Origin of the sequence: Enterobacter sp. 50793107, from assembly GCF_001463365.1 — a bacterium.
Classification (GTDB): domain Bacteria; phylum Pseudomonadota; class Gammaproteobacteria; order Enterobacterales; family Enterobacteriaceae; genus Enterobacter; species Enterobacter cloacae.
Window position 1 is genome coordinate 1 of record NZ_LNII01000030.1, and the last position, 25976, is coordinate 25976.

General features: G+C 53.5%; 25 protein-coding genes and 1 pseudogene. 15 read left to right on the forward strand and 11 right to left on the reverse strand.

All coding sequences use genetic code 11. From position 1 onward, the window contains the following. Positions 1-175: IS1 family transposase (locus APU11_RS26460; protein ID WP_131729155.1), on the reverse strand; the 175-nt coding region annotated here is incomplete at its 3' end. Positions 176-280: 105 nt separating this feature from the next. On the opposite strand from APU11_RS26460, the gene APU11_RS04850 reads away from it, so the two are divergent. The 8 genes and pseudogenes from APU11_RS04850 (at position 281) to arsC (ending at position 8103) form a co-directional block, all read left to right on the forward strand. Beyond that, on the forward strand, positions 281-1696 hold the full coding sequence (locus tag APU11_RS04850; RefSeq protein WP_239691328.1) for a P-loop NTPase fold protein: 1416 nt from the start codon (positions 281-283) through the stop codon (positions 1694-1696). Positions 1697-1782: 86 nt separating this feature from the next. Further along, a pseudogene (locus APU11_RS04855) lies at positions 1783-2815 on the forward strand (tyrosine-type recombinase/integrase). Then, a complete protein-coding gene (locus APU11_RS04860; RefSeq protein WP_058650653.1) occupies positions 2815-3537 on the forward strand; it encodes a hypothetical protein in 723 nt (240 codons plus the stop codon). Before APU11_RS04855 ends, APU11_RS04860 begins: the two are co-directional and overlap by 1 nt. Positions 3538-3746: 209 nt before the next feature. After that, the gene (locus APU11_RS28735; protein ID WP_230963137.1) at positions 3747-4412 is read left to right on the forward strand and encodes a GIY-YIG nuclease family protein; all 666 of its coding nucleotides are present in this window, start codon (positions 3747-3749) and stop codon (positions 4410-4412) included. Positions 4413-5514: 1102 nt separating this feature from the next. Further along, the gene (locus tag APU11_RS26470; RefSeq protein ID WP_058650656.1) at positions 5515-5784 is read left to right on the forward strand and encodes a hypothetical protein; all 270 of its coding nucleotides are present in this window, start codon (positions 5515-5517) and stop codon (positions 5782-5784) included. A 229-nt stretch (positions 5785-6013) separates the two neighbouring features. Further along, the gene (locus tag APU11_RS04875) at positions 6014-6334 is read left to right on the forward strand and encodes a metalloregulator ArsR/SmtB family transcription factor (RefSeq protein WP_044158760.1); all 321 of its coding nucleotides are present in this window, start codon (positions 6014-6016) and stop codon (positions 6332-6334) included. A gap of 35 nt (positions 6335-6369) precedes the next feature. After that, entirely contained in the window at positions 6370-7659 is a 1290-nt protein-coding gene (locus APU11_RS04880; RefSeq protein WP_058650657.1) for an arsenic transporter, read from the forward strand. Between the two features lie 12 nt (positions 7660-7671). After that, entirely contained in the window at positions 7672-8103 is a 432-nt protein-coding gene (gene arsC, locus APU11_RS04885; RefSeq protein WP_058650658.1) for a glutaredoxin-dependent arsenate reductase, read from the forward strand. Positions 8104-8118: 15 nt separating this feature from the next. On the opposite strand, the gene APU11_RS04890 is transcribed toward arsC, so the two are convergent. Next, positions 8119-8670, reverse strand: coding sequence for a TetR family transcriptional regulator (locus APU11_RS04890; protein ID WP_058650659.1), 552 nt, complete (start codon positions 8668-8670; stop codon positions 8119-8121). 82 nt (positions 8671-8752) lie between these two features. Here APU11_RS04890 and APU11_RS04895 point away from each other — a divergent pair, with 82 nt between their 5' ends. Both APU11_RS04895 and APU11_RS04900 read left to right on the forward strand, forming a co-directional pair. Further along, positions 8753-9967, forward strand: a complete 1215-nt coding sequence (locus APU11_RS04895) for an MFS transporter (protein ID WP_058650660.1) — start codon at positions 8753-8755, stop codon at positions 9965-9967. After that, entirely contained in the window at positions 9957-10769 is an 813-nt protein-coding gene (locus APU11_RS04900) for a Cof-type HAD-IIB family hydrolase (RefSeq protein ID WP_023620241.1), read from the forward strand. Before APU11_RS04895 ends, APU11_RS04900 begins: the two co-directional genes overlap by 11 nt. Positions 10770-10827: 58 nt before the next feature. Here the strand turns inward: APU11_RS04900 and APU11_RS04905 are convergent, their stop codons facing one another. After that, positions 10828-12060 carry an MFS transporter gene (locus APU11_RS04905; protein ID WP_013097422.1) on the reverse strand — a complete coding sequence of 411 codons (1233 nt, stop codon included), beginning with the start codon at positions 12058-12060 and terminating at the stop codon, positions 10828-10830. A 167-nt stretch (positions 12061-12227) separates the two neighbouring features. Here APU11_RS04905 and APU11_RS04910 point away from each other — a divergent pair, with 167 nt between their 5' ends. The 3 genes from APU11_RS04910 (at position 12228) to deoR (ending at position 14398) form a co-directional block, all read left to right on the forward strand. After that, positions 12228-12956 (forward strand): phosphatase PAP2 family protein, encoded by a 729-nt coding sequence (locus APU11_RS04910; RefSeq protein WP_058650661.1) that lies wholly within the window; start codon positions 12228-12230, stop codon positions 12954-12956. Positions 12957-12963: 7 nt separating this feature from the next. Then, positions 12964-13572: an undecaprenyl-diphosphate phosphatase gene (ybjG, locus tag APU11_RS04915; protein WP_020689884.1), complete on the forward strand. Its 609-nt coding sequence runs from the start codon at positions 12964-12966 to the stop codon at positions 13570-13572. A 67-nt stretch (positions 13573-13639) separates the two neighbouring features. Beyond that, a complete protein-coding gene (gene deoR / locus APU11_RS04920) occupies positions 13640-14398 on the forward strand; it encodes a DNA-binding transcriptional repressor DeoR (protein WP_013097425.1) in 759 nt (252 codons plus the stop codon). 66 nt (positions 14399-14464) lie between these two features. Here deoR and dacC read toward each other — a convergent pair whose 3' ends face one another. Continuing rightward, a complete protein-coding gene (gene dacC, locus APU11_RS04925; protein ID WP_014831210.1) occupies positions 14465-15670 on the reverse strand; it encodes a serine-type D-Ala-D-Ala carboxypeptidase in 1206 nt (401 codons plus the stop codon). Positions 15671-15911: 241 nt separating this feature from the next. On the opposite strand from dacC, the gene APU11_RS04930 reads away from it, so the two are divergent. Continuing rightward, positions 15912-16538 carry a glutathione S-transferase family protein gene (locus APU11_RS04930; RefSeq protein WP_013097428.1) on the forward strand — a complete coding sequence of 209 codons (627 nt, stop codon included), beginning with the start codon at positions 15912-15914 and terminating at the stop codon, positions 16536-16538. Here the strand turns inward: APU11_RS04930 and APU11_RS04935 are convergent, their stop codons facing one another. Together APU11_RS04935 and bssR are read right to left on the reverse strand one after the other, a co-directional pair. Next, complete coding sequence (locus tag APU11_RS04935) at positions 16539-17657, reverse strand: PQQ-dependent sugar dehydrogenase (RefSeq protein WP_038418988.1); 1119 nt, start codon at positions 17655-17657, stop codon at positions 16539-16541. Positions 17658-17763: 106 nt separating this feature from the next. Next, a complete protein-coding gene (gene bssR / locus APU11_RS04940) occupies positions 17764-18147 on the reverse strand; it encodes a biofilm formation regulator BssR (RefSeq protein ID WP_013097430.1) in 384 nt (127 codons plus the stop codon). Between the two features lie 216 nt (positions 18148-18363). Between bssR and rimO the strand changes: the two genes are divergently transcribed. Next, positions 18364-19689: a 30S ribosomal protein S12 methylthiotransferase RimO gene (gene rimO / locus APU11_RS04945; protein ID WP_013097432.1), complete on the forward strand. Its 1326-nt coding sequence runs from the start codon at positions 18364-18366 to the stop codon at positions 19687-19689. A gap of 63 nt (positions 19690-19752) precedes the next feature. Here rimO and gsiD read toward each other — a convergent pair whose 3' ends face one another. Genes gsiD through iaaA form a run of 5 tightly spaced genes read right to left on the reverse strand, consistent with a single transcriptional unit; the run spans position 19753 to position 25975 of the window. Next, positions 19753-20664 (reverse strand): glutathione ABC transporter permease GsiD, encoded by a 912-nt coding sequence (gene gsiD / locus APU11_RS04950; protein ID WP_058650662.1) that lies wholly within the window; start codon positions 20662-20664, stop codon positions 19753-19755. 1 nt (position 20665) lies between these two features. After that, positions 20666-21586 carry a glutathione ABC transporter permease GsiC gene (gene gsiC / locus APU11_RS04955; protein WP_047024161.1) on the reverse strand — a complete coding sequence of 307 codons (921 nt, stop codon included), beginning with the start codon at positions 21584-21586 and terminating at the stop codon, positions 20666-20668. A gap of 5 nt (positions 21587-21591) precedes the next feature. Beyond that, positions 21592-23130 carry a glutathione ABC transporter substrate-binding protein GsiB gene (gene gsiB, locus APU11_RS04960; protein ID WP_013097435.1) on the reverse strand — a complete coding sequence of 513 codons (1539 nt, stop codon included), beginning with the start codon at positions 23128-23130 and terminating at the stop codon, positions 21592-21594. A 23-nt stretch (positions 23131-23153) separates the two neighbouring features. Beyond that, positions 23154-25025, reverse strand: a complete 1872-nt coding sequence (gene gsiA, locus APU11_RS04965) for a glutathione ABC transporter ATP-binding protein GsiA (RefSeq protein ID WP_040020707.1) — start codon at positions 25023-25025, stop codon at positions 23154-23156. An 11-nt stretch (positions 25026-25036) separates the two neighbouring features. Beyond that, positions 25037-25975, reverse strand: a complete 939-nt coding sequence (gene iaaA / locus APU11_RS04970; protein ID WP_020689875.1) for a beta-aspartyl-peptidase — start codon at positions 25973-25975, stop codon at positions 25037-25039. Position 25976 lies beyond the last annotated feature (1 nt).

Here is a 25976-nt window from a genome sequence, read left to right on the forward strand (position 1 = left end):
TATCAATGAGTTTCTGGTGCGTAACGGGTTGAGAAGCGGTGTAAGTGAACTGCAGTTGCCATGTTTTACGGCAGTGAGAGCAGAGATAGCGCTGATGTCCGGCGGTGCTTTTGCCGTTACGCACCACTCCGTCAGTAGCTGAACAGGAGGGACAGCTGATAGAAACAGAAGCCACTGGAGCACCTCAAAAACACCATCATACACTAAATCAGTAAGTTGGCAGCATCACCTGGAAATTGAATGGAATTGGGATCAAGATAGTAATTTTCTAAGTGAAAACTTGCCTGCAGATACTCTTGATCGTCAAAAGTATGGGAAACACCTTTATGAAGTATGCATTGCGCATGGTAAAACCTCAAATCTTGTAATTAATATAAATGCTGAGTGGGGAGCTGGAAAAACATACTTCACAAAACGTCTTGCAAAGACAATATCAACAGCGCACGCAACAGTATATATAGACGCATGGAAAGAAGATTTTTCTGATGACCCATTACTAACTGTTTTCAGTTCAATAAAAGAGCAATTAACTGGACAATCAGATAAATTTACCACCCTGTTGAATAATACAATATCAAACATAGGACCTTTGTTAAAAACAGCAACACCGATACTACTTGAAGGATTAATAAAAAAATACACCGGCATTGAAACCTTTTCAGATTTAACAAAGGATTTATCGACTAAATTACTTGATTTACATTCTGAAAAAGCAAATAAAATCGCCACCATAAAAAAGGGGATTAGTGAATGGGTTAGATACATTGAACAACAGGATGGCATTGAAAAGAAACTACCTCTATTTATTATAATTGACGAATTAGATCGGTGTAGACCTGATTTTGCCATTAGTCTTCTTGAAATAACAAAACACATTTTTAACATACCAGGCGTTATATTCATTATTTCTACGGATACAGAACAATTACAACATTCTATAAAAGTGGTATATGGGAGTGAATTTTCTGCAAGCCATTACCTTAATAGATTTTTTGACAGGCGATTTTTATTACCAACACCAAAAATGTCCGATTTTTTGGCCACTCTCTGCGGCGGAGACTTCACTAATAATTTCGACGAATATAAAAGCAAGATGTCACCTTGCCCTCCAGATATTCACGGCTTCATTTATAATTGTGCATCTGTGTTGTTAGCGTTGAAAATTAACCTTCGAGATTCCATTAAATTATTCAATAGATTAATTGACATAATAATGATTACTCAAAAAAATTTTGACCCTATCTTATTATTAATATTATCATCACTTAACACACGTGATAATGAAATTTATGCAATGTTTAAGGCACGAAAAGTTGATAAAAGCCGCATTCAATTTTTATCTGAAGAAATAAAAATAACCTTAGATCTCTCAAGAAAAACGACAGGCGTATCAAGCTTTACAAAGTCAGACTATAATAGTAGTGGTCGTTATACAAATGAGTATAATTCAAAAGAACTAGGAGTTAGTTTAGCAGAATATATTCATGCAGCTCAATCTGTCATTGAGATAGATGAGCCAGTATCTGTAATACACAGTGATAATTATCCTGAACCTTGGATTAATGGTGGAATATCAATTGAGCAAACCTTAGATAACTTTTTGAAGATTGGATGGGCATTGCGAAAACGATATGATACATCCTTATACTTATCACAATATTATGATTTCATAGAACTGAGTACAACCTTCGAATGAGTTATGCTTGTTTTTCAAAAAACAAACATTGATCACTGTTCAAATATACAGTTAAATTTAGCCCTCAGACATGGGGGCTTTCTTTTATGGCAGTACGAAAACTCGACATAGGAAAATGGATTTGCGAATGCTACCCCGCCGGACGCAGTGGGCGTCGTGTGCGTAAGCAATTCGCCACCAAAGGCGAAGCGCTGGCTTTTGAGCGTCACAAGATGGATGAGGCAGAGGCTAAGCCTTGGCTGGATGAAACGACAGACCGTCGAACTCTAAAAGACGTTGTTGAACTCTGGTTCAAACTGCACGGCAAATCTTTGACCGCGGGTGAGCATGTTTACGGCAAGCTGCTCCTGATGGTCGATGCACTCGGAAACCCTCTCGCTACTGATCTCAGTTCCAAATTATTCGCACACTACCGTGATAAGCACCTGACGGGTGAAATCTACTTCAGCGAGAAATGGAAGAAAGGAGCCAGCCCGGTAACTATCAATCTGGAGCAAAGCTATCTGAGTGGTGTCTTTAGCGAGTTGGCCCGACTCGATGAATGGTCAGCACCGAACCCACTGGAGAACATGCGTAAATTCACCCTTGCCGACCTGGCTCACACATGAACAAATCACAGAACTTCTGTGCGACTGCCAACGCCAAAGCTAACTGCTCGCTCTTGACGTCAAAATCTGCCTGAGCACCGGAGCACGTTGGCGCGAAGCGGTGAACCTCACGCGTTCACAGGTTACAAAATATCGAATCACTTTCGTCAGGACCAAAGGCAAAAAGAACCGCAGCATTCCGATCAGCAAAGAGCTGTATGAGGAAATCATTGCCCAGGACGGCTTCAAATTCTTTACTGACTGCTACTTCCAGTATTTGTCGGTGATGGATAAAACCTCAATTGTCCTTCCACGCGGACAACTGACTCACGTTCTTCGTCACACATTTGCGGCCCACTTTATGATGTCCGGCGGTAACATTCTTGCTTTACAAAAAATCCTTGGACATCACGACATCAAAATGACAATGCGTTATGCTCATCTAGCACCTGATCACTTAGAAACAGCACTTCGCTTTAATCCTCTAGCAACACTGAGTGCTAATCAAGTAAATTTTAAAAGGGTTCCATAATGGTTAAATTCTCATTAAAATTTCCAGTTTTCGATTTCTCCCTAACATTTAACATCATCGAAACATTAATAATACAAAGTGAATCTTCCATTGAGAAAGCGATTGCAGAATATAAAGAAAAAGGTCCGGAAGAATATGTAATTGACATTTCTCCTGAAGAAGGCCTCTATCAGTCCATCGATTACTACATGGGCCTTGACAGTTCATCTGTTGATCTAGATGACATGTTCTTAGAATATTACCCAAGTGTATTTCGCAGGTCTGTATTCTTAACTATTTTCGGAATGTTTGAGCACGAGATTGAAAAGTTCTGCAATAACTTTGCTCGTAAACATCAAACCCCAATCAACATTTCAGATCTTAAAGGTAGCGGATTTGAGAGAAGTCATTTATTCATTAAAAAACTACTAGGCATGAAAACATCGCCTCACTATTCAACCATCAGAAAAATAACAAAACTGAGAAATAGTTGTGCACACAACGATGCTAAATATATAGAAAATGATGGACAGAATAGTACACTCATTTTCGAACTCATGAATGCTCATCCTGATTTATTTAAAAAGGATGGAAAACAAGTTCTTTTTATGAACGGTGCATTGACCATGGTCTTAGACTCCTTCAAATCTTATCTAGCCGAAGTTGAGCAAGCATTAGACGAGTACGAGAAGTGGATCCGAAGTGGCGACAAAGTGGCGGCAGTGGTTGGCACTACCCCGTAATCACCACCATTCACCACCAAAATAATTTATTGATTACATTACAAGTCATTGTTTTTAGCAACCCATTTACATAAATGGGTTTTTTGTTGCCTGAAATTCTCTGGCTCGGAAAAACAACCACTTACAATCACATTTTCAGATAGCAGAAGATTTCGAATAATCCGTCTGTTCAAAATCAGCATCCCATTTAATTTTTTTGTCCCTTCCTCATGAAAATCATCGTCCCCTGCCAGCAAAAGAATAAAATCAGTAAAAAGATCAGCAAGGAAAGCCGCATGTTCGTTTTTTATCCCGAGAGAATCTACAGCAGAACGGAAGTGATGAGCAAACCATCACCAGTTCCGCCAGTAAATGGCATCTACTTCTGGTGGTTTAAGGAAATTCCTCCAGGTGTACCGACAGAGGGGTGCGTTACCTCTGACGGCTACACGCTGTTGTATGTGGGTATCTCACCCGACCAGCGAGGGAAACCTAACAGCCGTTCGAACTTAAGGAAACGCATCAAAACGCACTATAGCGGCAATGCCGCTGGCTCAACGCTCAGGCGCACGCTGGGTGTGTTATTGAGTAGTTCAAGTGGCTTTCCGCTGCGCCGTGTGGGATCTGGATCCAGAATGACATTTACTCATCCTGGCGAGCAGTGGCTTGATGTCTGGATGGAAAAGAATGCCAGGGTTCACTGGATACCTGTCGAAGCGCCCTGGGAGCTTGAGGATAAACTGATCGCATCTATTCCCCTTCCATTAAATATTCAGAGGAATGCTCATGAATTTAAAATTACGCTTTCGGAAATGCGGAGGCTGGCTGCTGCCGAGGCAAGATTGATGGAGATTGCTGATGAAAGGGGTTTCAAAAGGAGATTAGCAGTACAGTGACTGTTGCTGTAACACTGCGCCAGCAGGCCTGTATTAGTAGGCTAATTGCTCCTGCTTTCTTTTAGAGTTTGGTCTGGCCTGAAATCGCATCGAGCGAACGGACGAGCGTGCCGGACTTGTTCGCTGGTGATCAGGACAACAATTAGCAGAACCAGTTCATTGCGTAGAAGATTGCTGCATCGGCATCCTCGCTGGCGCAGACCATGCCCACAATGACGGTCATCTCCGTGGTAATGGATCGGGTGTCTTCGTTTATTCGACTACGCGCACCCCACGGTGGAAATTCTGAGCCATATAACGAAACTCCGAAAGAAGAGATTCGCTATGATTCATTTATATAGAATGTAAATAATCGAGGCCATAATGTCTGAGTTATGATACAAAGTAATCGTTGAAGGGTTAACGATACGATGAGAGTAAGTAATGGTTTTTAGTGAGATTGCCGTTCTATCATGTCAAATAGTGGCGTCTTTGCTGATGGGATGTGATTATTTCATGCCGTCCACCTGGAGAGGTAAGATCAATCAATCGCTTTCTGAATATTTCTCCCGTTTAAGGGATAATGTTGACAGAGATATCTCCATGAGATTTAAAGAAATATTCGCACAATTACAAATAATATTCTTTTGTTTATCTCTGCTAGCAATTGCCGTTGCAATATATTACTTTAGAGTTTTTTTGTTTGAAAATTTAACACCCATGCTATATCTGTGCATCACAATAATTTCAATTTTATGCGCCGCCATAGCTTTACATTATATCATAGGTCATACAGTAAAATTGCTCGTCACTTTAGGCATTGGGGGAATATTATTCAGAAGCATCTCTGTATTCTTGCTTAAAACAGAAAAAGGTCCACTTGCCGGAACAGGATTTCTTATGTTGCTTGTATCATTCATAATGCGTTACATGAATATCACTCACATCTAAACGCAACGAAACAGCAATGACCATGCGCTATGCTAGCCTGGCACTTGATCACATCGAAACAACCTTTCGTATTATTCTGCTAGCAACAGTGGTTACTGACGATTCAAGGACACATGAAGTGTATTTTTAAAGCCAGAACGTATTCTATTTTTACTTAACGAGATTCCCTGTTATGAAAGACCTGCTACAGCAAGGACATAAACTTCGTTCAAAGGCAAAAGAATTAGCGATATCTGTTCTTCAAAAACATCCAGACGGAAACAAGAATGGTAAGGGCGTAAAACAAGCCGAAGTGTTTCGACTTTGTGGCCTAGATTGGGGTAATTACCCAAAAGCCCTGAGTACACAGCAACAATACTGGGTTGTAGCCCTACTGCGCGAATTAAAAGCTGATGGATTAGTAGCGCAAGTGGAAGATAAAGGCCCCTGGCGATTGAACTAATACCGTCTGATAAAGGTGACGATAGCGGTTGGTAACACATCGTAATCGCCACCTTTAAGCATTTAACTAACCTATTGTTTGCATTACAAATAATTATTTTCACTAACCCATTACATAAATATTTTTTTGTTCCCTCAAATTTTATGCTCCATCATCCCCCCTCTTCCCTCCCCCGCCTCAAACATATATGATTAAACAAATATGTATCAGCTATCCGCAGGGTTCAACCATGCTCCACCCGCTCCAGCTTTTCAAAACCCTCTCCGACGAAACGCGGCTCTCCATCGTCATGCTTCTGCGTGAAGCCGGTGAGCTATGCGTCTGCGATCTCTGCTCCGCAACCACGGAGTCACAGCCGAAAGTCTCGCGCCATATGGCCTTACTTCGCGAATCCGGGCTGGTTATCGACCGTCGTGAGGGGAAGTGGGTCTATTACCGTTTGTCTCCGAACATGCCTGCGTGGGCAGCTACCGTCATCGATAACAGCTGGAACTGCCTGCGGGAAGAAACGCGTGCAAGGCTAAAGAATAGCCTTCCTGGGTCGTGTTAAACACATTCATAAAAACAGATATAACGGAGTAAACGATGTTTCTGGCAGGGGTAATTTTTCTGTTTACGCTGATACTGGTCATCTGGCAGCCCAGAGGGCTCAGTATCGGCTGGAGCGCGACGATTGGCGCCGTGCTGGCGCTGGCCAGCGGCGTGATCCATCTTAACGATATTCCGGTGGTGTGGAATATCGTCTGGAATGCCACGGCGACGTTTATCGCCGTTATTATCATCAGCCTACTGCTGGATGAGTCCGGCTTTTTCGAGTGGGCGGCGCTGCATGTCGCCCGCTGGGGAAACGGTCGGGGGCGTTTGCTGTTTACTTATATCGTGCTGCTGGGTGCGGCCGTTGCGGCGCTGTTTGCCAATGACGGTGCAGCGTTGATCCTGACACCTATCGTCATTGCCATGCTGCTGGCGCTGGGGTTCAGCAAGCAGGCCACGCTGGCGTTTGTGATGGCGGCAGGTTTTATCGCCGATACCGCCAGCCTGCCGCTGATTGTCTCGAACCTGGTCAACATTGTGTCGGCAGACTTCTTTAAGCTGGGGTTCAGCGAATACGCCTCGGTTATGATCCCGGTTGATATCGCCGCGATTGCTGCCACGCTGGTGATGCTGCATCTGTTCTTTCGCAAGGAAATTCCACCGGCATATGATCTTGCGAAACTCCGGGAGCCCGCCCGGGCCATTCACGATCTCCCGACCTTCAGAACAGGCTGGATAGTGCTACTGCTTCTTCTCGTCGGCTTCTTTGTGCTTGAGCCTCTCGGCATTCCGGTCAGCGCCATTGCAACAGCTGGCGCGCTGATTTTATTCGCCGTTGCAAAACGCGGACACGCGATTAATACCGGAAAAGTGCTGCGCGGCGCACCGTGGCAGATCGTCATCTTCTCACTGGGGATGTATCTGGTGGTCTACGGTTTGCGTAACGCCGGGTTAACCGAATACCTTTCAGGCGTGCTGAATGCGCTGTCCACCCACGGTTTATGGGTGACTACTCTGGGAACCGGGTTCATCACCGCCTTCCTGTCATCCATAATGAACAATATGCCCACGGTGCTGATTGGCGCACTCTCTATTGATGGCAGCACGGCAACAGGATTGATTAAAGAAGCGATGATTTACGCCAACGTGATTGGCTGCGATCTGGGGCCAAAAATCACGCCTATCGGTAGTCTCGCCACCCTGCTCTGGCTCCACGTGCTGGCGCAAAAAAACATGACCATTACCTGGGGCTACTATTTCCGGACGGGCATCATCATGACGCTGCCGGTTCTGTTTGTGACGCTCGCCGCGCTGGCGTTACGTCTCACTTTCACACTGTAATGAGCCACTGATATGACCAACATCACCATTTACCACAATCCCGCCTGCGGCACCTCGCGCAACACGCTGGAGATGATCCGCAACAGCGGCACCGAGCCAGAGATCATTCTCTATCTGGAAAATCCGCCGTCACGCGATGAACTGATCAAACTGATTGCCGACATGGGCATTTCGGTGCGGGCGCTGCTGCGTACAAACGTGGAGCCCTATGAGCAACTGGGTCTGGCAGAAGAGACGTTCACTGACGACCAGCTTATCGGTTTTATGCTGCAAAACCCGATCCTGATTAACCGTCCGATTGTGGTGACGCCGCTGGGCACCCGCCTGTGCCGCCCGTCTGAAGTGGTCCTCGATATTCTGCCGGATGCGCAGAAAGGGGCATTTACGAAAGAGGACGGTGAAGCCGTCGTGGATGCCAGCGGGAAAAAAATCACTCAGAAATAGAGGCGGGCCTGCAGGCTAGCGGTTCCCCTCGCCTGCAATCCTTCCCACCATCGCCCGGATCTCCTCACGCGTCAGCGGCGCTCTGTCGGTGACAAAGTGTAGCGTCATTCCTTCGATAAAGGCGTCCAGCGCGCGGGTGGTGACCGGGTCAAACCACTGCTCAAGCGTCGTCTGGCTCATCTGCATCCAGTCCTGCATTACCGTTTTCAGCGCCGCGCTGCGGTGCATAAAAGTGTAGAGCTGGTACATCAGCGCCATGTTGTGCGGCGTCGTCACCTGCGAGCTGTGGATCAGCGTGGTGATGGATTCACACGCCATCTCCGGGCTGGTTACCCCCGCGAAGAAATCACGGTATTGCTGCGACATCTGCCGGGTAAACCACGTGAAAGCCTCTTCCAGCAGCGACTCCATGCCGTCAAAATAGTAGGTCATTGACCCCAGCGGAACCCCGGCACAGCTGGCGATTTTACGGTGCGTGACGGCATGGATACCGTGCTCAGCAATGGTGTCCAGCGTCGCCTGCAGGATCTTCTCCCGGCGATGCGGGTCGTTTGGTGGTCTGCTCATACATGCCTCATCTGATTTGTGTACAAATGTACACAAACTTGCTAGTGTTGTCGCTATTGTTGTGCTTCTGGTGCTTATCTCAATGACTCTGACCTCACCCCGTAAGGCCCTGCGGTTGCGCATGTGGGCGCTTTTCATGTTCTTCTTTATTCCGGGTCTGCTGATGGCGTCCTGGGCCACGCGTACCCCGGCGATCCGCGATATTTTGTCGGTCTCCACCGCGGAGATGGGCATTGTGCTGTTTGGCCTGTCGATAGGCTCAATGAGCGGTATTCTCTGCTCGGCGTGGCTGGTGAAGCGCTTTGGTACCCGGGCGGTGATCCGCACCACCATGTGCTGCGCAATACTGGGGATGCTGGTGCTCAGCGTGGCGCTGTGGTATGCCTCGCCGGTCCTGTTTGCCCTGGGTCTGTTGATCTTTGGCGGCAGCTTTGGCGCGGCAGAAGTGGCCATTAACGTTGAAGGAGCTGCGGTCGAGCGCGAGATGAATAAAACCGTGCTGCCAATGATGCATGGCTTTTACAGCCTTGGCACGCTGGCCGGTGCGGGCGTGGGCATGGCGCTGACGGCCTCCGGCGTGAGCGCGAATCTGCATATCCTGCTGGCCGCGCTGATCTCTGTTGTGCCGGTGCTGACCGGCATCCGCGCCATTCCGGACGGCACGGGCAAGAACACCGCTGATGAACATAAAACGGCGGAAAAAGGGCTGCCGTTCTACCGTGATTTCCAGCTGATGCTGATCGGCGTGGTGGTGCTGGCGATGGCGTTTGCTGAAGGCTCCGCCAACGACTGGCTGCCGCTGCTGATGGTGGACGGCCACGGCTTTAGTCCGACCTCCGGCTCGCTGATTTACGCCGGGTTTACGCTGGGGATGACCGTCGGACGCTTTACCGGCGGCTGGTTTATCGACCGCTACAGCCGCGTGGCGGTGGTGCGCGCCAGCGCCCTGCTCGGCGGGCTGGGCATTGCAATGATCATCTTCGTGGATGTGGACTGGATTGCCGGCGTATCGGTGATCCTCTGGGGCCTGGGTGCCTCACTTGGCTTCCCGTTGACCATCTCCGCCGCCAGCGATACCGGCCCGGATGCCCCGACGCGCGTCAGCGTGGTGGCAACCACAGGCTATCTGGCCTTCCTGGTCGGGCCGCCGCTGCTGGGCTTCCTGGGTGGGCACTACGGGCTGCGCAGCGCCATGCTGGTGGTATTAGGGTTGGTCATGATTGCGGCGCTGGTGGCGCGCGCCGTGGCGAAGCCGGAAAAAGAACAAACGACACTGGAGAAGGGATATGAGCGTTAAACTGATTGCAGTCGACATGGATGGCACCTTCCTGAGCGACGCGAAAACCTACAATCGCGAACGTTTTCTGGCGCAGTATGCGCGCATGAAGGAGCAAGGTATTCGCTTTGTGGTGGCCAGCGGTAACCAGTATTACCAGCTGATCTCCTTCTTCCCGGAGATTGCGCATGAGATTGCGTTTGTCGCCGAAAACGGCGGCTGGGTGGTCAGCGCCGGAGAAGATGTTTTTAACGGTGAACTGTCGAAAACGCACTTCGACACCGTTGCTGCCGTGCTAAACGACGTTCCCGGCATTGAGATTATCGCCTGCGGCAAAGGCAGTGCCTATACGCTCAAAGCCTATGACGATGAGTTCAAAGCTATCGCCGCGAAGTACTATCATCGCCTCGAAATGGTAAGTGATTTCGACAACCTGAACGATATTTTCTTCAAGTTCGGACTCAACGTTTCTGATGATGAAATCCCGCGCATTCAGGCCATGCTGCACGAAAAACTCAACGACATTATGGTGCCCGTCACGACCGGCCATGGCAGTATCGATCTGATTATCCCCGGCGTGCATAAAGCCAACGGCCTGCGGATCCTGCAACAGCGCTGGGGCATTGACGACAGCGAGGTGGTGGCTTTCGGTGACAGCGGGAACGATGTGGAGATGCTGCGCCAGTCAGGCTTCAGCTTTGCGATGGCGAATGCCAGACCGCATATTAAAGCAGCGGCGCGGTTTGAAGCGCCGCATAATAACGAGGAAGGCGTACTGGATGTGATTGATAAGGTGCTCAACAGAGAAGCACCGTTTAATTGATTCCGTGCGCTCTGGTGCCCTCACCCTGCCCCTCTCCCACCGGGAGAGGGAATAAGAATTATGGCTGCAGGGCGTTCCCGACGCGTTTGTCTTTCAGGAACATCACCATCAGGATAACCCACAGCACGCCGTTGGCGAGGTTAAACAGGCTGAACAGACCGTTGCCGCCGAGCGCATAAGCGTGCTTGCTCACCTCGATCCCGACGGTAAAAATCAGCATCTGCAGCATCCCCATCGCCGCCGAAACGGTGCCTTTACTCATCTCGCTGGCAAACAGCGTCAGACGCACCAGCCCGGCATTCGCCACGCCAATACCGAAGGCGTAAATACTCAATCCCGCCGTCATCCACAGATAGGCATGAGATGATACCACCGTCGCCACCGCGGCCACGGTAAGGCCCGCCGCAATCGGCCAGCCGCCCATGATGATGAGCGAGCGCACCGTGCGTCGTGATGTCAGACGCGCCAGCACCAGGTTACCGATAATCAGTGCGCCAAAAATAGGCACCTGCAGCAGCCCGTACTCGTAGCTGCTGAGCTGTTCACCGCTGATGATAATGACCGGTGACTGGGCGATCCACGCCAGTAGCGGCAGGCTAACAAAGCCCGTCGCCAGCGCGCCTGCCACAAAGCGGCCGTTTTTCAGCACCGCTTTATAATCCCGTCCCAGCTCTTTCAGCGACAGCGTCTCACCCAGTCGGGTGGCCGTTTCCGGCATTGCGCGGTGCAGGCCAAAGAACGCGATGGCGGCCAGCACGGCGAAGAGCACAAACATGCCTTCCCACGGTGCCACATGCACCCACGCGGCGCCCACCAGCGGCCCCAGCAACGGAGCAATCAGCGCCACGTTCGCCATCAGCGCGGTGATTTTGATACACACCGCCTCCTCAAAGGACTCCTGAATGGCGGCATACCCCACGGCACCGATAAAGCACAGGCTTACCCCCTGCAGGAAACGCAGCAGGGTGAACTGTTCAATGTTTTGCGCCAGCAGCGTGGCGAGACAGGTCACGATAAACCACACCACGCCCGTCAGCATCACCGGACGGCGGCCAATACGATCCGACAGCGGCCCTAACAGCCACTGTAAAAACATGCCGCCAGCCAGATAGGCGGTCATAGAGGTCGGCACCCATTCAATACCTGCGTTGTATTGCGCCACCACGGCCAGCATACCGGGCTGAATCATATCGTTGCCGATATAGGTAGAGAACTCGTAAAGCACCAGACACAGAGGGAAAAGTAACGCCTGACGACCCAGACGCGTACCCGAAGAAGAACGGTTTAACATGCAATCTCTTTATGATGAAAAAATCGCGATGAGTGTAATGAATTGCCGCTGTCTGAGATAGCAAATTATCCAGAAGAAACAGAAATAAAGCATTTATCGTCGTTGTTTAAGGTTTCCTTAAGTTGACACCAATATGATAGCCATATTTCACGCTACCAACCAACTCTATGACCCGCATATCCCCTCGTTCAGAATTGTCTAAGTTACAGACAAATAAGACAAAACAACTTTACCGCCTGCCTGTGCGCTTTTATGGTTATCAGCTTTTAGTGCTGATCGCTCTTGCCGTGGTGTTTACCTGGCTTTCTCGTGGCGAAACGCTTGATAAATGGATCACTGGCTTTTGGTATGACGCGGCAACACACCGTTTCCCGCTGCAGAAAAACCCGCTGCTGGATCTGCTGAACCACCGGCTGGCGAAGTACATCGCCATTGCCATGGCGGTTGGGGCGCTGTTTTACGGTGCCTGGAAGCGCAATACGAGACTGGTCACTGCCGCACTGCTGATGGGGCTTGGCACGCTGGTGGTTGGCGTGTTGAAAAGCCTGAGCCATCACAGCTGCCCGTGGGATCTGGTGGAGTATGGCGGTAAGGCCGTCTCTTACCCCCTGTTCAGTTCCGCTCCGGCAGACAGCGGTCCTGGTCGCTGCTTCCCCGGCGGCCATGCGTCCAGCGGCTTTATGGTGATGGGTCTGTTCTTTGCCTTCTGGCGCGAGCGTCCGCGTCTCGCCTGGAGCTTTGTGGCCTTCGGCGTGGTGTTAGGTCTGGCGATGGGCTTTGGTCAGGTCATGCGCGGGGCGCATTTTTTCTCTCACAACCTGTGGGCTGGGTGGTGGGTCTGGTTTTCCCAGGTAGCGGTCTACGGCCTCGTTTCTGCCTGGTTTGCTAAAGAGTAAAAACGCTATGTTAGAGAATCTTAATTACCAGCTGTTTTATCTGATCAACGCCACCCCGGCCTCGCCTGAGTGGATGATCGATCTGGCCACTTTCCTGGCAAAAGATCTGATCAGTATTGTGCCTGTGCTGGCGGCTATCCTCTGGCTGTGGGGACCGCGCAGCCAGGTCAACGCGCAGCGTCAGCTGGTGATCAAAGTGGCGATGACGCTCGGGGTCAGCGTGCTGGTCAGCTATGTTCTGGGTCTCGCCTTCCCGCACGATCGTCCTTTTGTCGAACACGTCGGCTATACCTTCCTGCACCACGCGCCGGATGACTCGTTCCCAAGCGATCACGGTACGGTGATCTTTGCTTTTGCGCTGGCCTTCCTGTTCTGGCATCGCCTGTGGTCAGGTGCGCTGCTGATGGCCATTGCGGTCGCCATTGCCTGGTCTCGCGTGTATCTGGGCGTACACTGGCCGCTGGATATGGTTGGCGGCTTCCTGGTGGGGCTGATCGGCTGCGTCAGCGCGGCGATCCTGTGGAACCTCTTCGGGCTGGCGCTGTATCGCGGGCTCTCGTCTCTCTATCGCACCCTTTTCGCTATCCCGATCCGCAAAGGCTGGATACGTGACTAACCCCGGTATGACAGGTTACACTTGAGCCCCCGCCCTGCGGGGGCTCACTTTTTCATCCTGAGGATCTATGGAAACACGCCGCGATGACCGCATAGCTCAGTTGATACAGGCGCTGAAGCGCAGTGATAAGCTTCATCTTAAGGAAGCCGCTACCCTCCTCGGCGTTTCAGAGATGACCATTCGCCGTGACCTGAACAGCGAGAGCGCGCCCGTCGTGCTGCTGGGCGGCTATATTGTGCTGGAGCCACGTAGCGCCAGTCATTATCTGATCAGCGATCAAAAGACGCGCCTGGTTGAAGAGAAACGCAAAGCCGCCCGTCTGGCGGCCTCTCTGGTGCAACCGCACCAGACGCTGTTTTTTGACTGCGGCACTACCACGCCGTGGATAATCGAAGCCATCGACAGCAGCATCCCCTTTACCGCCGTGTGTTACTCGCTGAACACCTTCCTGGCCCTTCAGGAGAAACCCGAGTGCCGGGTGATCCTCTGCGGCGGTGAGTTCCATGCCAGCAACGCCATTTTTAAACCGCTCAATCTTCAGGACACGCTCAGCAATTTGTGCCCGGATATCGCGTTTTACTCCGCGGCGGGCGTGAGTACCCGTCAGGGGGCGACCTGTTTTAACCTGGAAGAGCTACCGGTAAAACACTGGGCGTTAAGCGCCGCGCAGTACCATGTGCTGGTGGTGGATCACAGCAAGTTCGGCAAGGTGCGTCCGGCACGGATGGGCGAACTGGCACAGTTCAATGCCATCGTCAGCGATTGCCGCCCGGATGAAGAATACGTGACCTACGCGAAGGCGCAGCAGGTGAAGTTGATGTATTGAGAGGGGTGCGGTCTGATGCCTCACCCCGGCCCTCTCCCACCGGGAGAGGGTGAAAAGCTGGAAGACTTAACTAAACCAGCTGCCAAACCAGCTATGGAATTTCATCATCACGAAGTCCCACATCCGGCTGAAGAAGCCGCCCTCTTCGACCGCTTCCATCACAATCAGCGGACGCTGTTCAATCGACTTACCGTTTAACTGGAAATCAATCGTCCCGACCACCTGGCCTTTTTTCAGCGGCGCGGTGAGCTGCGGATCGGTCAGGGTATAGCTCGCTTTCAGGTTTTTCAGCTGACCACGTGGAATGGTCACCGACCCGGCTTCACCGGCCCCCAGGTTCACCTCACTCTTGTCACCAAACCAGACGCGCTGGCTGACGAACGTGGCATCCGGTTTAATCGGCGTCACGGTTTCAAAGAAGCGGAAGCCCCAGGTCAGCAGTTTTTCTGACTCGTTAAAACGAATACGGTCGGTTTTGGTGCCCAGCACTACCGAGATCAGACGCATGTCACCCTGGGTCGCGGAGGCCACCAGGTTATAACCCGCCCCGGCCGTGGTGCCGGTTTTCATCCCGTCAACGTTGACGTTGCTGCTCCACAGCAGACGGTTGCGGTTCGGCTGGCGGATCTTATTAAAGGTAAACTCTTTCTCTTTGTGGATGGCATATTCGTCCGGCACATCGTGGATGAGCGCCTTGCCGAGCAGCGCCATATCGCGCGCGGTACTGAACTGGCCCGGCGCATCCAGACCGTGGACGGTTTTAAAGGTGGTATTGGTCAGACCCAGCTTTTGCGCATAGCCGTTCATCAGGCCAATAAACGAGTCCTGGCTTCCCGCAACATAATCTGCCAGGGCGATACAGGCATCGTTGCCGGACTGGATAATCACCCCTTTATTCAGATCGGAAACGGAAACCTGATCGCCCGGTTTCAGGAACATTACCGATGACCCGCGCAGCGCCGGGTTGCCGGTCGCCCAGGCATCCTTCCCGATAGTGACCATATCGTCGAGCTTGATCTTACCCGCCTTCAACGCCTGGCCAACCACGTAGCTGGTCATGATTTTGGTCAGGCTGGCCGGGTCGAGTTTCTCATCCGCATTGCCTTCCGCCAGCACTTTACCGCTGGAGTAATCCATCAGGATCCAGGCACGCGCATCTACCGGCGGCGCTTCGGGCGCAGCCTGCTCAGCCGCATAGAGAGTTGGTGCAAACAGGAAAAGGAGCGCGGAGCCTGCCGCCAGGCTGCGCAGAGAAGTCATTTTTCGCGTCATAAATGCCACCCGAGTGTCCATTCAAAAATTACGTCACATCACCGTGTCGCAAGAAGCGATGAGTAATAGCGCACTAAAACGGTTAATGAAACCCAACGAGGGTAAAGTTATTAAAGTTTATGCAATAACATTCAGATACGCTTTGATTAAGGCGATTTTTTTCTCTTCTGTTGCGTAATTGTTAGGTTTATCTCACCATGGCGAAAAGCTGACTCGGATTCACATCTTATCGGGAGTAATTATGATTACGCTGTGGGGAAGGAATAATTCGACCAACGTCAAAAAAGTGCTCTGGACGCTGGAGGAGCTGGATTTACCGTTTAACCAGATAATGGCGGGTTTGCAGTATGGGGTTAATAAAGACGCCGACTACCTGGCGATGAACCCGAACGGTCTGGTGCCGCTGCTGCGCGATGATGAGACGGACGCCACGCTGTGGGAATCCAACACCATTGTCCGCTACCTGGCCGCCCAGTATGGGCAAGGCCGTCTGTGGGTAGAAAATCCGGCCCGCCGCGCGCAGGGGGAAAAATGGATGGACTGGGCCAACCAGACGCTCTCCCCCACGCACCGCGTGATCCTGATGGGGCTGGTCAGAACCCCCGAAGCCGAGCGCGACTATCCCGCCATTCATGCGGCGCAGGACGCCTGTGAAAATCTGTTTGCGATGATGGACGATGAGCTGGCGAAACACGCCTGGTTCTCGGGTGCGGACTTCGGCGTGGGCGATATTGCCGTTGCGCCATTTGTCTGGAACCTGACCAACCTCGGTCTGACGTGGACGCCGCGCCCTCACCTGGCGCGCTGGCTTAAACAGCTGAGCGAACGCCCGGCCTACCGTAACGTGGTGATGATTCCGGTAAGCTGATCACCTCCCGGACGGGCTGACTTTCAGCAACTGCCCGTCCGTTTCATCGGTCAGAACATACAGATAGCCGTCCGGACCGACGCGCACATCGCGAATGCGCTGTTTCCGGTCGCCCAGGATCCGCCCGTCCTCGGTCACCGTGTTGCCGTTCACGCTCAGCACGATCACATCCTTCTCTTTCAGCGCCCCGATAAACAGCTTGTTTTTCCACTGCGGGAACACGTCACTGTTATAAAACGCCATTCCGCTCACGGCGGGTGAGACTTTCCAGACAAACAGCGGTTTTTCGGTTCCTTCAACGTGTTCACCTTTCGCCTCAGGAATTTTTAATCCGCTGTAGTTGATACCGTGGGTCGCCAGCGGCCAGCCATAGTTTTTCCCTTTCTCCGGAATGTTAATCTCATCCCCGCCACGCGGGCCGTGTTCGTTAAGCCACAGCGTGTCGCTCCACGGGTTCATCGCCATCCCTTGCGGGTTACGAATGCCATAAGACCAGATTTCCGGCCGCGCACCGGCGGTGTTCACAAAGGGGTTATCCGGCGGGACTTTGCCATCCTCCGTCAGGCGCACCACTTTCCCCTGGAGTTTATCCAGATCCTGCGCCGTCGGGCGCTGGTTGTTTTCGCCCAGCGCAATAAACAGATAGCCTTTGCCATCAAATACCAGCCTTCCGCCAAAGTGGTGACCGGTGGAGAGTTTCGGCATCTGACGGAACACCGTCTGGAACGCCTCAAGGCGGGAAAGATCGTCGCTTAAGCGCCCGTAACCCACTGCCGTTCCGGCTTTGCCGTCAGCGCCTGCCTCGGCGTAGCTCAGCCAGACGCGGCGCGAGGTGGCAAAATCCGGCGCCAGCACCACGTCCAGCAGCCCTCCCTGTCCGTTGTCCCAGACTTTGGGCACCCCTGTTATCGGGTCTGACAGCCCTTTCCCGGCCTGCCAGTGTTTCAACTGGCCGCCCTTCAACGTCACGAGCAGCCCTTTGTTATCCGGCAGGAACGCCAGCGACCAGGGGTGTTCGAGTTTGTTCTGCAATACCTCAACCTTAACCGCATCAGGCGCAGCAAGGAGCGAAAACGGAAATAACAACGCAGGCAGGAAAATCAGCGAGGATCGGTGCATAACGCGCTCCTTTATCGGCATATGGCATAAAGATTAGCCACTACGTCCGGGCGCGTTATCACTTTTACAAAAGCTTAATCAGAAGGGGGAGTTGCCTCCCCCGGAATCAGTGCTGTTCAAGCTTCGCGTGCTCGTTCAGACACATGATGCATAGAGAGAGCGTTGTCAGGCAGTTTTCAAGCTTCTCCGCGTTTACAGCGATAAAAGTCGGGCAGTCATGGCGTCCGTTCATCAGACAAACCCCGGCAATGGAGAGCACCTCGGCGGCGCGGCGCAGCGCAATACATTCGCTTTCGGCGTATTCCGCTTTCAGGATCGGTGCTTTTTCACGCATGAAATTGCAAAGTTCAAAGAAATTATCACGCAGATGTTCGCTTTCGCTGACTGACATATACCCTTTCGCCTTCCTCAGCTGCAGATATGCGGCAAGGTCGATTCGGGCGTTGATCAGCTTGTTCAGCAGATCGCGTTTCAGTCTGTCAACGGACATGCTCATTCCTCCTCTGTCAGCCCCTGTGCACAGTCAGAATAAGGTTATTTTTTGTACAGTTTAATGCCTGAGATCAATTATTCTTAACTGATTAACATTCTTTACAATGTTACAACTTGCGCGGACATCATCTGCACTGCAAAGAGTGTATAAATCCCCCGCGATACGCTGTAAAATCCCGCCCTGATAACTCCATAATTGATGAATTTTTAACCTATGAGCAATGTTACGCACCCGCCGAAAATCGGCTTTGTCTCCCTGGGCTGCCCGAAAAACCTGGTGGATTCTGAACGCATCCTGACCGAACTTCGTACCGAGGGCTACGACGTGGTGCCAAGCTACGACAACGCCGACATGGTGATCGTGAACACCTGCGGGTTTATCGACAGCGCGGTTCAGGAATCCCTGGAAGCCATTGGTGAAGCCCTGACGGAAAACGGCAAAGTGATTGTGACCGGCTGCCTGGGCGCAAAAGAGGACCAGATCCGTGAAGTGCACCCGAAGGTGCTGGAGATCACCGGTCCACACAGCTACGAGCAGGTGCTGGAACATGTTCATCACTACGTACCCAAGCCTAAGCACAACCCGTTCCTGAGCCTGGTGCCGGAACAGGGGGTGAAGCTGACGCCGCGTCACTACGCTTACCTGAAAATTTCCGAAGGCTGCAACCATCGCTGCACCTTCTGCATTATCCCGTCCATGCGTGGCGATCTGGTGAGCCGCCCGATTGGCGAAGTGCTGGCAGAAGCCAAACGTCTGGCCGATGCGGGCGTGAAGGAGCTGCTGGTGATCTCCCAGGATACCTCCGCCTACGGCGTGGATGTGAAGCACCGTTCCGGTTTCCACAACGGCGAGCCGGTGAAAACCAGCATGGTCGGCCTGTGCGAACAGCTCGCTAAACTGGGCATCTGGACGCGTCTGCACTACGTTTACCCTTATCCGCACGTTGACGACGTCATCCCGCTGATGGCCGAAGGCAAAATCCTGCCGTACCTGGATATCCCGCTGCAGCACGCCAGCCCGCGTATCCTGAAGCTGATGAAACGCCCAGGCTCCGTTGACCGCCAGCTGGCGCGCATCAAGCAGTGGCGTGAAATCTGCCCGGATCTGACTCTGCGTTCGACCTTCATCGTTGGCTTCCCGGGTGAAACCGAAGAAGACTTCCAGATGCTGCTCGACTTCCTGAAAGAGGCGCGTCTGGACCGCGTAGGCTGCTTCAAGTACAGCCCGGTTGAAGGCGCAACCGCTAACGAACTGGCGGATCAGGTGCCGGAAGAGGTAAAAGAAGAGCGCTGGAACCGCTTCATGCAGCTGCAACAGCAGATCTCTGCTGAACGTCTGCAGGAGAAAGTGGGCCGCGAAATTATGGTCATCATCGACGAAGTTGACGAAGAAGGCGCGATTGGCCGCAGCATGGCGGATGCCCCTGAAATCGACGGCGCGGTGTACCTGAACGGGGAAACCAACGTCAAGCCGGGTGACATCATTCGCGTGAAAGTGGAAAACGCCGACGAGTATGACCTGTGGGGTAGCCGGGTTTAAACACCCAGCGCCTGTTTTGTAGGCCGGGTAAGGCGTAGCCGCCACCCGGCACATTCCACTGCCCTACCCCTTAATCCTCGGATCCAGCGCATCGCGCAGCCCATCCCCCAGCAGGTTGAACGCCAGCACGCTCAGGAAAATCGCCAGACTCGGGAATATCGCCACGTGTGGCGCAATCACCATATCTGCCCTCGCCTCGTTGAGCATCGCGCCCCACTCCGGCGTCGGTGGCTGGGCCCCTAATCCCAGAAACGACAGGCTGGCGGCGGAAATTATAGACACGCCAATACGCATCGTAAAATAGACAACAATCGACGACACCGTACCCGGCAGAATATGGCTGAACAGGATGTTGGCGTCGCTGGCCCCCATACTGCGGGCGGATTCAATAAAGGTCTGCTGCTTCAGTACCAGCGTATTGCCGCGCACCAGACGGGCAAACGCCGGGATCGAAAAGACCGCGACGGCGATGATAACATTCGCCATGCCGCTGCCCATAATGGCGACAACCGCAATTGCCAGCAAAATGCCGGGGAAGGCAAACAGCACGTCGCAAATGCGCATAATGATCCGGTCCCACCAGCCCTCGTAATACCCTGCCACCAGACCCAGAACGGTACCGATGACCGCACCGATAAGCACCGCAAACACCCCGGCGGCGAGCGATATCTGCGCGCCCATCAGCACGCGGCTAAAAATATCGCGTCCCAGAGAGTCCACACCGAACCAGTGCATCATCGACGGTCCGTCATTCAGGCGGTCGTAATCAAAGTAGTTTTCCGCATCATACGGTGCCACCCACGGCGCAATGGCGGCCACCACAATCAGCAGCAGTACAAACAGCCCCGCCGTCATGGCAACAGGCTGGCGACGAAAGCGCCGCCAGAATTCAAACCATGGGGTGCGGATATGGTCCGGCTTCAGCCCCGGCATAGCGTTTACAATGGCCTGACGACGCCAGTTCAACAATCGCATCTTACTTATACCTGATGGCCGGATTAATGGCGGCGTACAGCACATCCACCACTAAATTGATAAGAATAAATTCCAGCGAGAAGAGCAGAACTTCCGCCTGAATGACCGGATAGTCGCGCATCTCGACCGAATCCACCAGCAGGCGCCCCAGCCCCGGCCAGTTGAAGACCTTTTCCACCACGATAGAGCCCCCCAGCAGGAAGCCGAACTGCAGCCCCATCATGGTCACCACCGGGATCATCGCGTTACGAAAACCGTGCTTGAGGATGACCCACTTCTCGCTCACCCCTTTCGCCCGTGCGGTACGGATGTAATCTTCACTCAACACGTCAACGAACGACGCGCGTGTGAAGCGCGCCATCACCGCGGAGACGGCCGCGCCCAGCGTCATGGACGGCAGGATGTAGTGCTTCCAGGTATCGGCCCCGACGGTGGGCAACCAGCCCAGTTCCACGGAGAAAATCTGCATCAGGAGCATCCCCAGCGCAAAAGCCGGGAAAGAGATCCCGGTCACCGCCAGCGCCATGCCGACCTTGTCCGGCCAGCGGTTGCGCCAGACGGCAGCGACAATCCCGGCGCCAAGCCCAAACACCATCGCCCAGCACATGCTGGCAATCGTTAACCAGAACGTAGGCATAAAGCGGCTGGCAATCTCTTCCGATACCGGGCGACGCGACACCATCGAGATACCAAAATCGCCCTGCAGCACGTTGCAAATATAATGGAGAAACTGCATGTACAGAGGCTGGTCGAGACCAAGCTGTTTGCGCACCAGTTCAATGACGGTGGCATCCGCCTCTGGCCCGGCCACCAGACGCGCCGGATCGCCCGGCAGCAGATGGACAAACAAAAACACCAGTACCGCCACAATCAGCAGCGTCGGGATAAGCCCCAGCAGGCGTTTACAAACATAATTGAGCATGAGTGTTATTTTAAATCCGCATCGTCAAAGCTAAAGCCCGTATCCGGCATGATGTAAAACCCGGTCAACGCTTTGTTATGCGCCGAAACCAGTTTTTCCACCACGAGCGGTACCCACGGCGACTCTTTCCAGATGATATCCTGTGCGTCTTTGTAGAGGCGCGCTTTCTCATCCGGTTTGGTGGTTTTCAGCGCATCGGCAAGATCTTTATCCACCTGTGGGTTGCTGTAGAATGCCGTGTTGAACAGGGTCGGCGGCCAGTTCTGTGAGGCGAACAGCGGCGACAGCGCCCAGTCAGCCTCACCGGTAGAGGCCGACCAGCCGGTGTAGAACATCCGCACGCCGCTCTCTTTCTGCCCTTTCCCTTCCACTTCTGCTGCACGCTGCCCGGCATCCATCGCGGTGACCTGCACCTTAATACCGACCTGCGCCAGCTGCTGCTGGGTAAACTGCAGCACCTTCTGCGCGGTACTGTGATTATGGGATGACCATAGCGTGGTGCTAAAGCCGTTCGGGAAGCCCGCCTCTTTTAACAGTTCACGGGCTTTCGCCGGATCGTATGGCCACGGCTGATAGCTTTGCGCATAGGCAATAGCCGGTGGCAGCACGCCGGTGGCCGGGGTGGCGAAGCCCGCGAAGGCCACTTTCACCAGCGCCTGACGGTTAATCGCGTAGTTGATGGCCTCGCGCACTTTGGGATTATCAAACGGCTTTTGCGTCACGTTCATGCTGATGTAACGCTGCATAATGGACGGACTGGCCACCAGCTCCAGCTTGCTGTTCTTCTGCAGGATCGCCGCCTGCTCGTACGGGATCGGGAAGGCAAACTGCGCTTCGCCGGTTTGCAGCATCGCCGCGCGGGTGTTGTTATCCACCACCGGACGCCAGGTGATGGTGTCGAGCTTCGGCAGCCCCTGCTGCCAGTAGCCGGCGAATTTCTTCACCTTTACAAAGTCCGTCTGGTTCCAGGTCACCAGCTCATACGGGCCGGTACCGACCGGATGGAACCCAATCTCTTTCCCGTATTTTTTCAGCGCCGCAGGTGAGATCATCGCCGTCGCCGGATGCGCCAGAATATTAATAAAGGCCGAGAACGGCTCTTTCAGGGTAATTTTTACCGTTGTCGGATCGACCGCCTCGGTGCTGGCAATATTTTTATAGAGGTTATAGCGCTTGAGGCTGTTTTCCGGGTTGCTGGCGCGGTCGAGGTTAACCTTCACCGCCTCCGCGTTGAAATCGGTGCCATCCTGGAACTTCACGCCGGTTCTGAGCTTAATGGTATAGACCAGCCCATCATCCGAGACGGTGTACCCCTCTGCCAGCACATTTTTCAGCTTCATCTCTCTGTCCAGGCCAAACAGCCCCTGGTAGAACGACTTGGCGACCGCCTGCGACAGCGTATCGTTGGCGTCATAGGGATCGAGGGTGGTGAAATTGGAGCCGACGGCGACCACCACATCTTTGGCAGCGAACGCGGGAGAGGCGGCCAGGGCTGCCGTCACGCTCGCGGCTAACAGCCATGTACGAGCAACAAATTTAACCATTGTGTTCTCCTGCCTGTTGTACGTTATAACCGCGAAAATGCATTGTCCTGACGCGGAGGGGCAACAAAATGTCCGGGGCCCACTTCACGCAGCGTGACCCGCTCCATGACCTCACCCCGTTTACGAATATTGCTCGGCATCTCATCCTGCAGCAGCACGCGCTGCCCGTGACGGTGTTCGGGATCGGCAACCGGTACTGCAGACATCAGCTTACGGGTGTACGGGTGCTGCGGGTTCTCAAACACCGCCCGCCGCGGACCAATCTCGACGATTTGCCCCAGATACATCACCGCCACGCGATGGCTGATGCGCTCCACCACCGCCATGTCGTGGGAAATAAAGAGAAAGGCAATCCCCAGATCCCGCTGTAAGTCGAGCAATAAATTGATGATTTGCGCGCGGATAGAGACATCCAGCGCCGAGACAGATTCGTCTGCGATCACCACTTTTGGGTTCAGGGCCAGCGCGCGGGCAATGCAAATTCGCTGCCGCTGACCGCCGGAAAACTCATGCGGGTAACGCCAGGCATGTTCCGGCTTCAGACCCACGCGTTCCAGCAGCCACGCCACCCGACGCTGTGCGGCTTCGCCGTCGAGCAGGTTATGCACCCGCAGCGGCTCCATAATCGAATACCCCACCGTATGGCGCGGGTCCAGAGACGCATACGGATCCTGAAAAATAAACTGGATATTCCGCCTCACCGCCTGAAGCTTACTGTCAGGAAGGGTGTCGATACGTTCGCCGTTAAAGGTAATGCTCCCTTCCTGCGACTCCACCAGCCGAAGTAACGCGCGTCCGGTGGTGGATTTGCCGCAACCCGACTCCCCCACCAGCGCCAGCGTTTCGCCTGGCCATAAATCAAAACTGACATTTTCAACCGCGTGCACTTCACGCTTTACGCGGTTGAAAATGCCGCTGCGCAGAGGAAAACGGGTCACCAGATCCCGCACCTCCAGAATGGGCTTGCCGGGGACCACGGTGTCCTGCTCGGTTTCCTCTTCCTGGCGGCCCGCCGCCTCAAGGGAAATCAGCGGGAAACGGCGCGGAAGATCGCTGCCGTTCATCGCCCCCAGCCGTGGAACCGCCGCCAGCAGCGCTTTGGTGTAAGGGTGGGCGGGCGCATGGAAAATCTGCTCTACCGTGCCGGTTTCTACCGCCCTGCCCTGGTGCATCACCAGCACGCGATCGGCAATATCCGCGACCACGCCCATATCGTGGGTGATAAACATCACCCCCATCTCCATCTCCTGCTGCAGCACTTTGATAAGCTGCAGGATCTGCGCCTGAATGGTGACATCCAGCGCTGTCGTCGGCTCGTCCGCAATCAATACCGCCGGACGGCATGAGAGCGCCATGGCAATCATCACCCGCTGACGCATCCCGCCGGAGAGCTGATGCGGATAGCGGCCGAGTATGGACTGCGACTCCGGGATACGTACCAGCTCCAGCATCCGTTTGGCTTCCAGAAGTGCTTCATCGCCGCTCAGCCCCTGATGCAGGCGGATGGATTCGGCAATTTGCTCTCCAACCGGGAAGACCGGGTTCAGCGAGGTCATCGGCTCCTGGAAGATCATCGCGATATCCGCCCCGCGCACGCCCTGCATCTGTGCTGCGCTCAGCTCGTTTAAATCAATGACCTGACGATTGCGACGGCGCAGAAGCATCTTCTCGCTGCTGATTTGCCCGCCCGTCTGTTCCAGCAGGCGCATCAGCGCCAGCGCGGTGACCGATTTCCCGGAGCCGGACTCCCCCACAATCGCCAGCGTTTCGCCGCGATTGAGTGAGAACGATAAATTCTCTACTGCGGGGATGAACTGCCGCTCCTCCTGAAACGCAATATTCAGCTGATGGACAGCCAGCACTTCGCGGTTATCCAGCTCTTCACTGTGCGGCACGCGTTGCCCCCTTATTCACGATAGATCCCGGTGCTGGGTTCATCACCGGCATAGCCCCAGGCGCGGTACATCCCTTCGCTGTTGAACGGCAGGGCCACGTTACCCTCACGGTCCACCGCAATGAGTCCACCCTCACCGCCCAGCGCGGGCAACTTTTCCATTACCACACGCTCGCAGGCTTCACTCAGGCTGAGCCCGCCGTAATCCATCAGGGCGGTAATGTCATATGCGGCGAGCGCGCGAATAAACACTTCGCCGGTTCCGGTGCAGGAGACCGCCGCCGTGGCGTTATTGGCATAGCACCCGGCGCCCGGCAGCGGACTGTCGCCAACCCGGCCCGGTAGCTTGTTGGTCATGCCACCGGTTGAGGTGGCCGCCGCCAGATTACCAGCCTTATCAAGCGCCACCGCGCCAACCGTGCCCATTTTGGTGGTTTCATTGAGCGGTGAGGAGTGGTCCAGCTGGGTCATGCCCGCCGTACGGGCTGCCAGCAGCTGCTGGTAACGCTCGTCAGTGGAAAAAAGATCCGGCGATACCCGCTCCATCCCGTGTGCGAAGGCAAAGTTCTCCGCCCCAACGCCCGTCAGCAGCACATGAGGACTCTCTTCCATCACCAGTCGCGCCGCCAGAATCGGGTTGCGCAGATGGCTCACGCCCGCCACGGCCCCTGCTTTCAGGGTGACGCCATCCATCACGCAGGCATCCAGCTCGTGCGTCTCGTCACGCGTATACACGGAACCAATCCCCGCATTGAACAGCGGACATTCTTCCAGCAGACGCACCGCTTCGGTCACCACATCCAGCGCGCTTTCGCCCGCCTCCAGCATTCGCTGGCCCGTTTCGACAATGGCGTAGAGCGCATCAATGTAGCGCTTCTCCTGCTCAGGACTGAGCTGTGCACGGGTAATAGCCCCGGCGCCGCCATGAATTGCGATTACCGCATTAACCATT

What these genes read in the sequence shown, in the direction of transcription:
- APU11_RS04930 (WP_013097428.1), top strand. Translation starts at nt 15,912, where the DNA reads ATGATTACGCTGTGGGGAAGGAATAATTCGACCAACGTCAAAAAAGTG.
- APU11_RS28735 (WP_230963137.1), top strand. Translation starts at nt 3,747, where the DNA reads ATGAAAATCATCGTCCCCTGCCAGCAAAAGAATAAAATCAGTAAAAAG.
- gsiD (WP_058650662.1), bottom strand. Translation starts at nt 20,664, where the DNA reads ATGCGATTGTTGAACTGGCGTCGTCAGGCCATTGTAAACGCTATGCCG.
- gsiB (WP_013097435.1), bottom strand. Translation starts at nt 23,130, where the DNA reads ATGGTTAAATTTGTTGCTCGTACATGGCTGTTAGCCGCGAGCGTGACG.
- APU11_RS04910 (WP_058650661.1), top strand. Translation starts at nt 12,228, where the DNA reads ATGACCCGCATATCCCCTCGTTCAGAATTGTCTAAGTTACAGACAAAT.
- ybjG (WP_020689884.1), top strand. Translation starts at nt 12,964, where the DNA reads ATGTTAGAGAATCTTAATTACCAGCTGTTTTATCTGATCAACGCCACC.
- dacC (WP_014831210.1), bottom strand. Translation starts at nt 15,670, where the DNA reads ATGACGCGAAAAATGACTTCTCTGCGCAGCCTGGCGGCAGGCTCCGCG.
- APU11_RS04895 (WP_058650660.1), top strand. Translation starts at nt 8,753, where the DNA reads ATGACTCTGACCTCACCCCGTAAGGCCCTGCGGTTGCGCATGTGGGCG.
- APU11_RS26470 (WP_058650656.1), top strand. Translation starts at nt 5,515, where the DNA reads ATGAAAGACCTGCTACAGCAAGGACATAAACTTCGTTCAAAGGCAAAA.
- bssR (WP_013097430.1), bottom strand. Translation starts at nt 18,147, where the DNA reads ATGTCCGTTGACAGACTGAAACGCGATCTGCTGAACAAGCTGATCAAC.
- arsC (WP_058650658.1), top strand. Translation starts at nt 7,672, where the DNA reads ATGACCAACATCACCATTTACCACAATCCCGCCTGCGGCACCTCGCGC.
- deoR (WP_013097425.1), top strand. Translation starts at nt 13,640, where the DNA reads ATGGAAACACGCCGCGATGACCGCATAGCTCAGTTGATACAGGCGCTG.
- APU11_RS04900 (WP_023620241.1), top strand. Translation starts at nt 9,957, where the DNA reads ATGAGCGTTAAACTGATTGCAGTCGACATGGATGGCACCTTCCTGAGC.
- APU11_RS04875 (WP_044158760.1), top strand. Translation starts at nt 6,014, where the DNA reads ATGCTCCACCCGCTCCAGCTTTTCAAAACCCTCTCCGACGAAACGCGG.
- APU11_RS04860 (WP_058650653.1), top strand. Translation starts at nt 2,815, where the DNA reads ATGGTTAAATTCTCATTAAAATTTCCAGTTTTCGATTTCTCCCTAACA.
- APU11_RS04905 (WP_013097422.1), bottom strand. Translation starts at nt 12,060, where the DNA reads ATGTTAAACCGTTCTTCTTCGGGTACGCGTCTGGGTCGTCAGGCGTTA.
- rimO (WP_013097432.1), top strand. Translation starts at nt 18,364, where the DNA reads ATGAGCAATGTTACGCACCCGCCGAAAATCGGCTTTGTCTCCCTGGGC.
- APU11_RS04935 (WP_038418988.1), bottom strand. Translation starts at nt 17,657, where the DNA reads ATGCACCGATCCTCGCTGATTTTCCTGCCTGCGTTGTTATTTCCGTTT.
- APU11_RS04880 (WP_058650657.1), top strand. Translation starts at nt 6,370, where the DNA reads ATGTTTCTGGCAGGGGTAATTTTTCTGTTTACGCTGATACTGGTCATC.
- iaaA (WP_020689875.1), bottom strand. Translation starts at nt 25,975, where the DNA reads ATGGTTAATGCGGTAATCGCAATTCATGGCGGCGCCGGGGCTATTACC.
- gsiC (WP_047024161.1), bottom strand. Translation starts at nt 21,586, where the DNA reads ATGCTCAATTATGTTTGTAAACGCCTGCTGGGGCTTATCCCGACGCTG.
- APU11_RS04890 (WP_058650659.1), bottom strand. Translation starts at nt 8,670, where the DNA reads ATGAGCAGACCACCAAACGACCCGCATCGCCGGGAGAAGATCCTGCAG.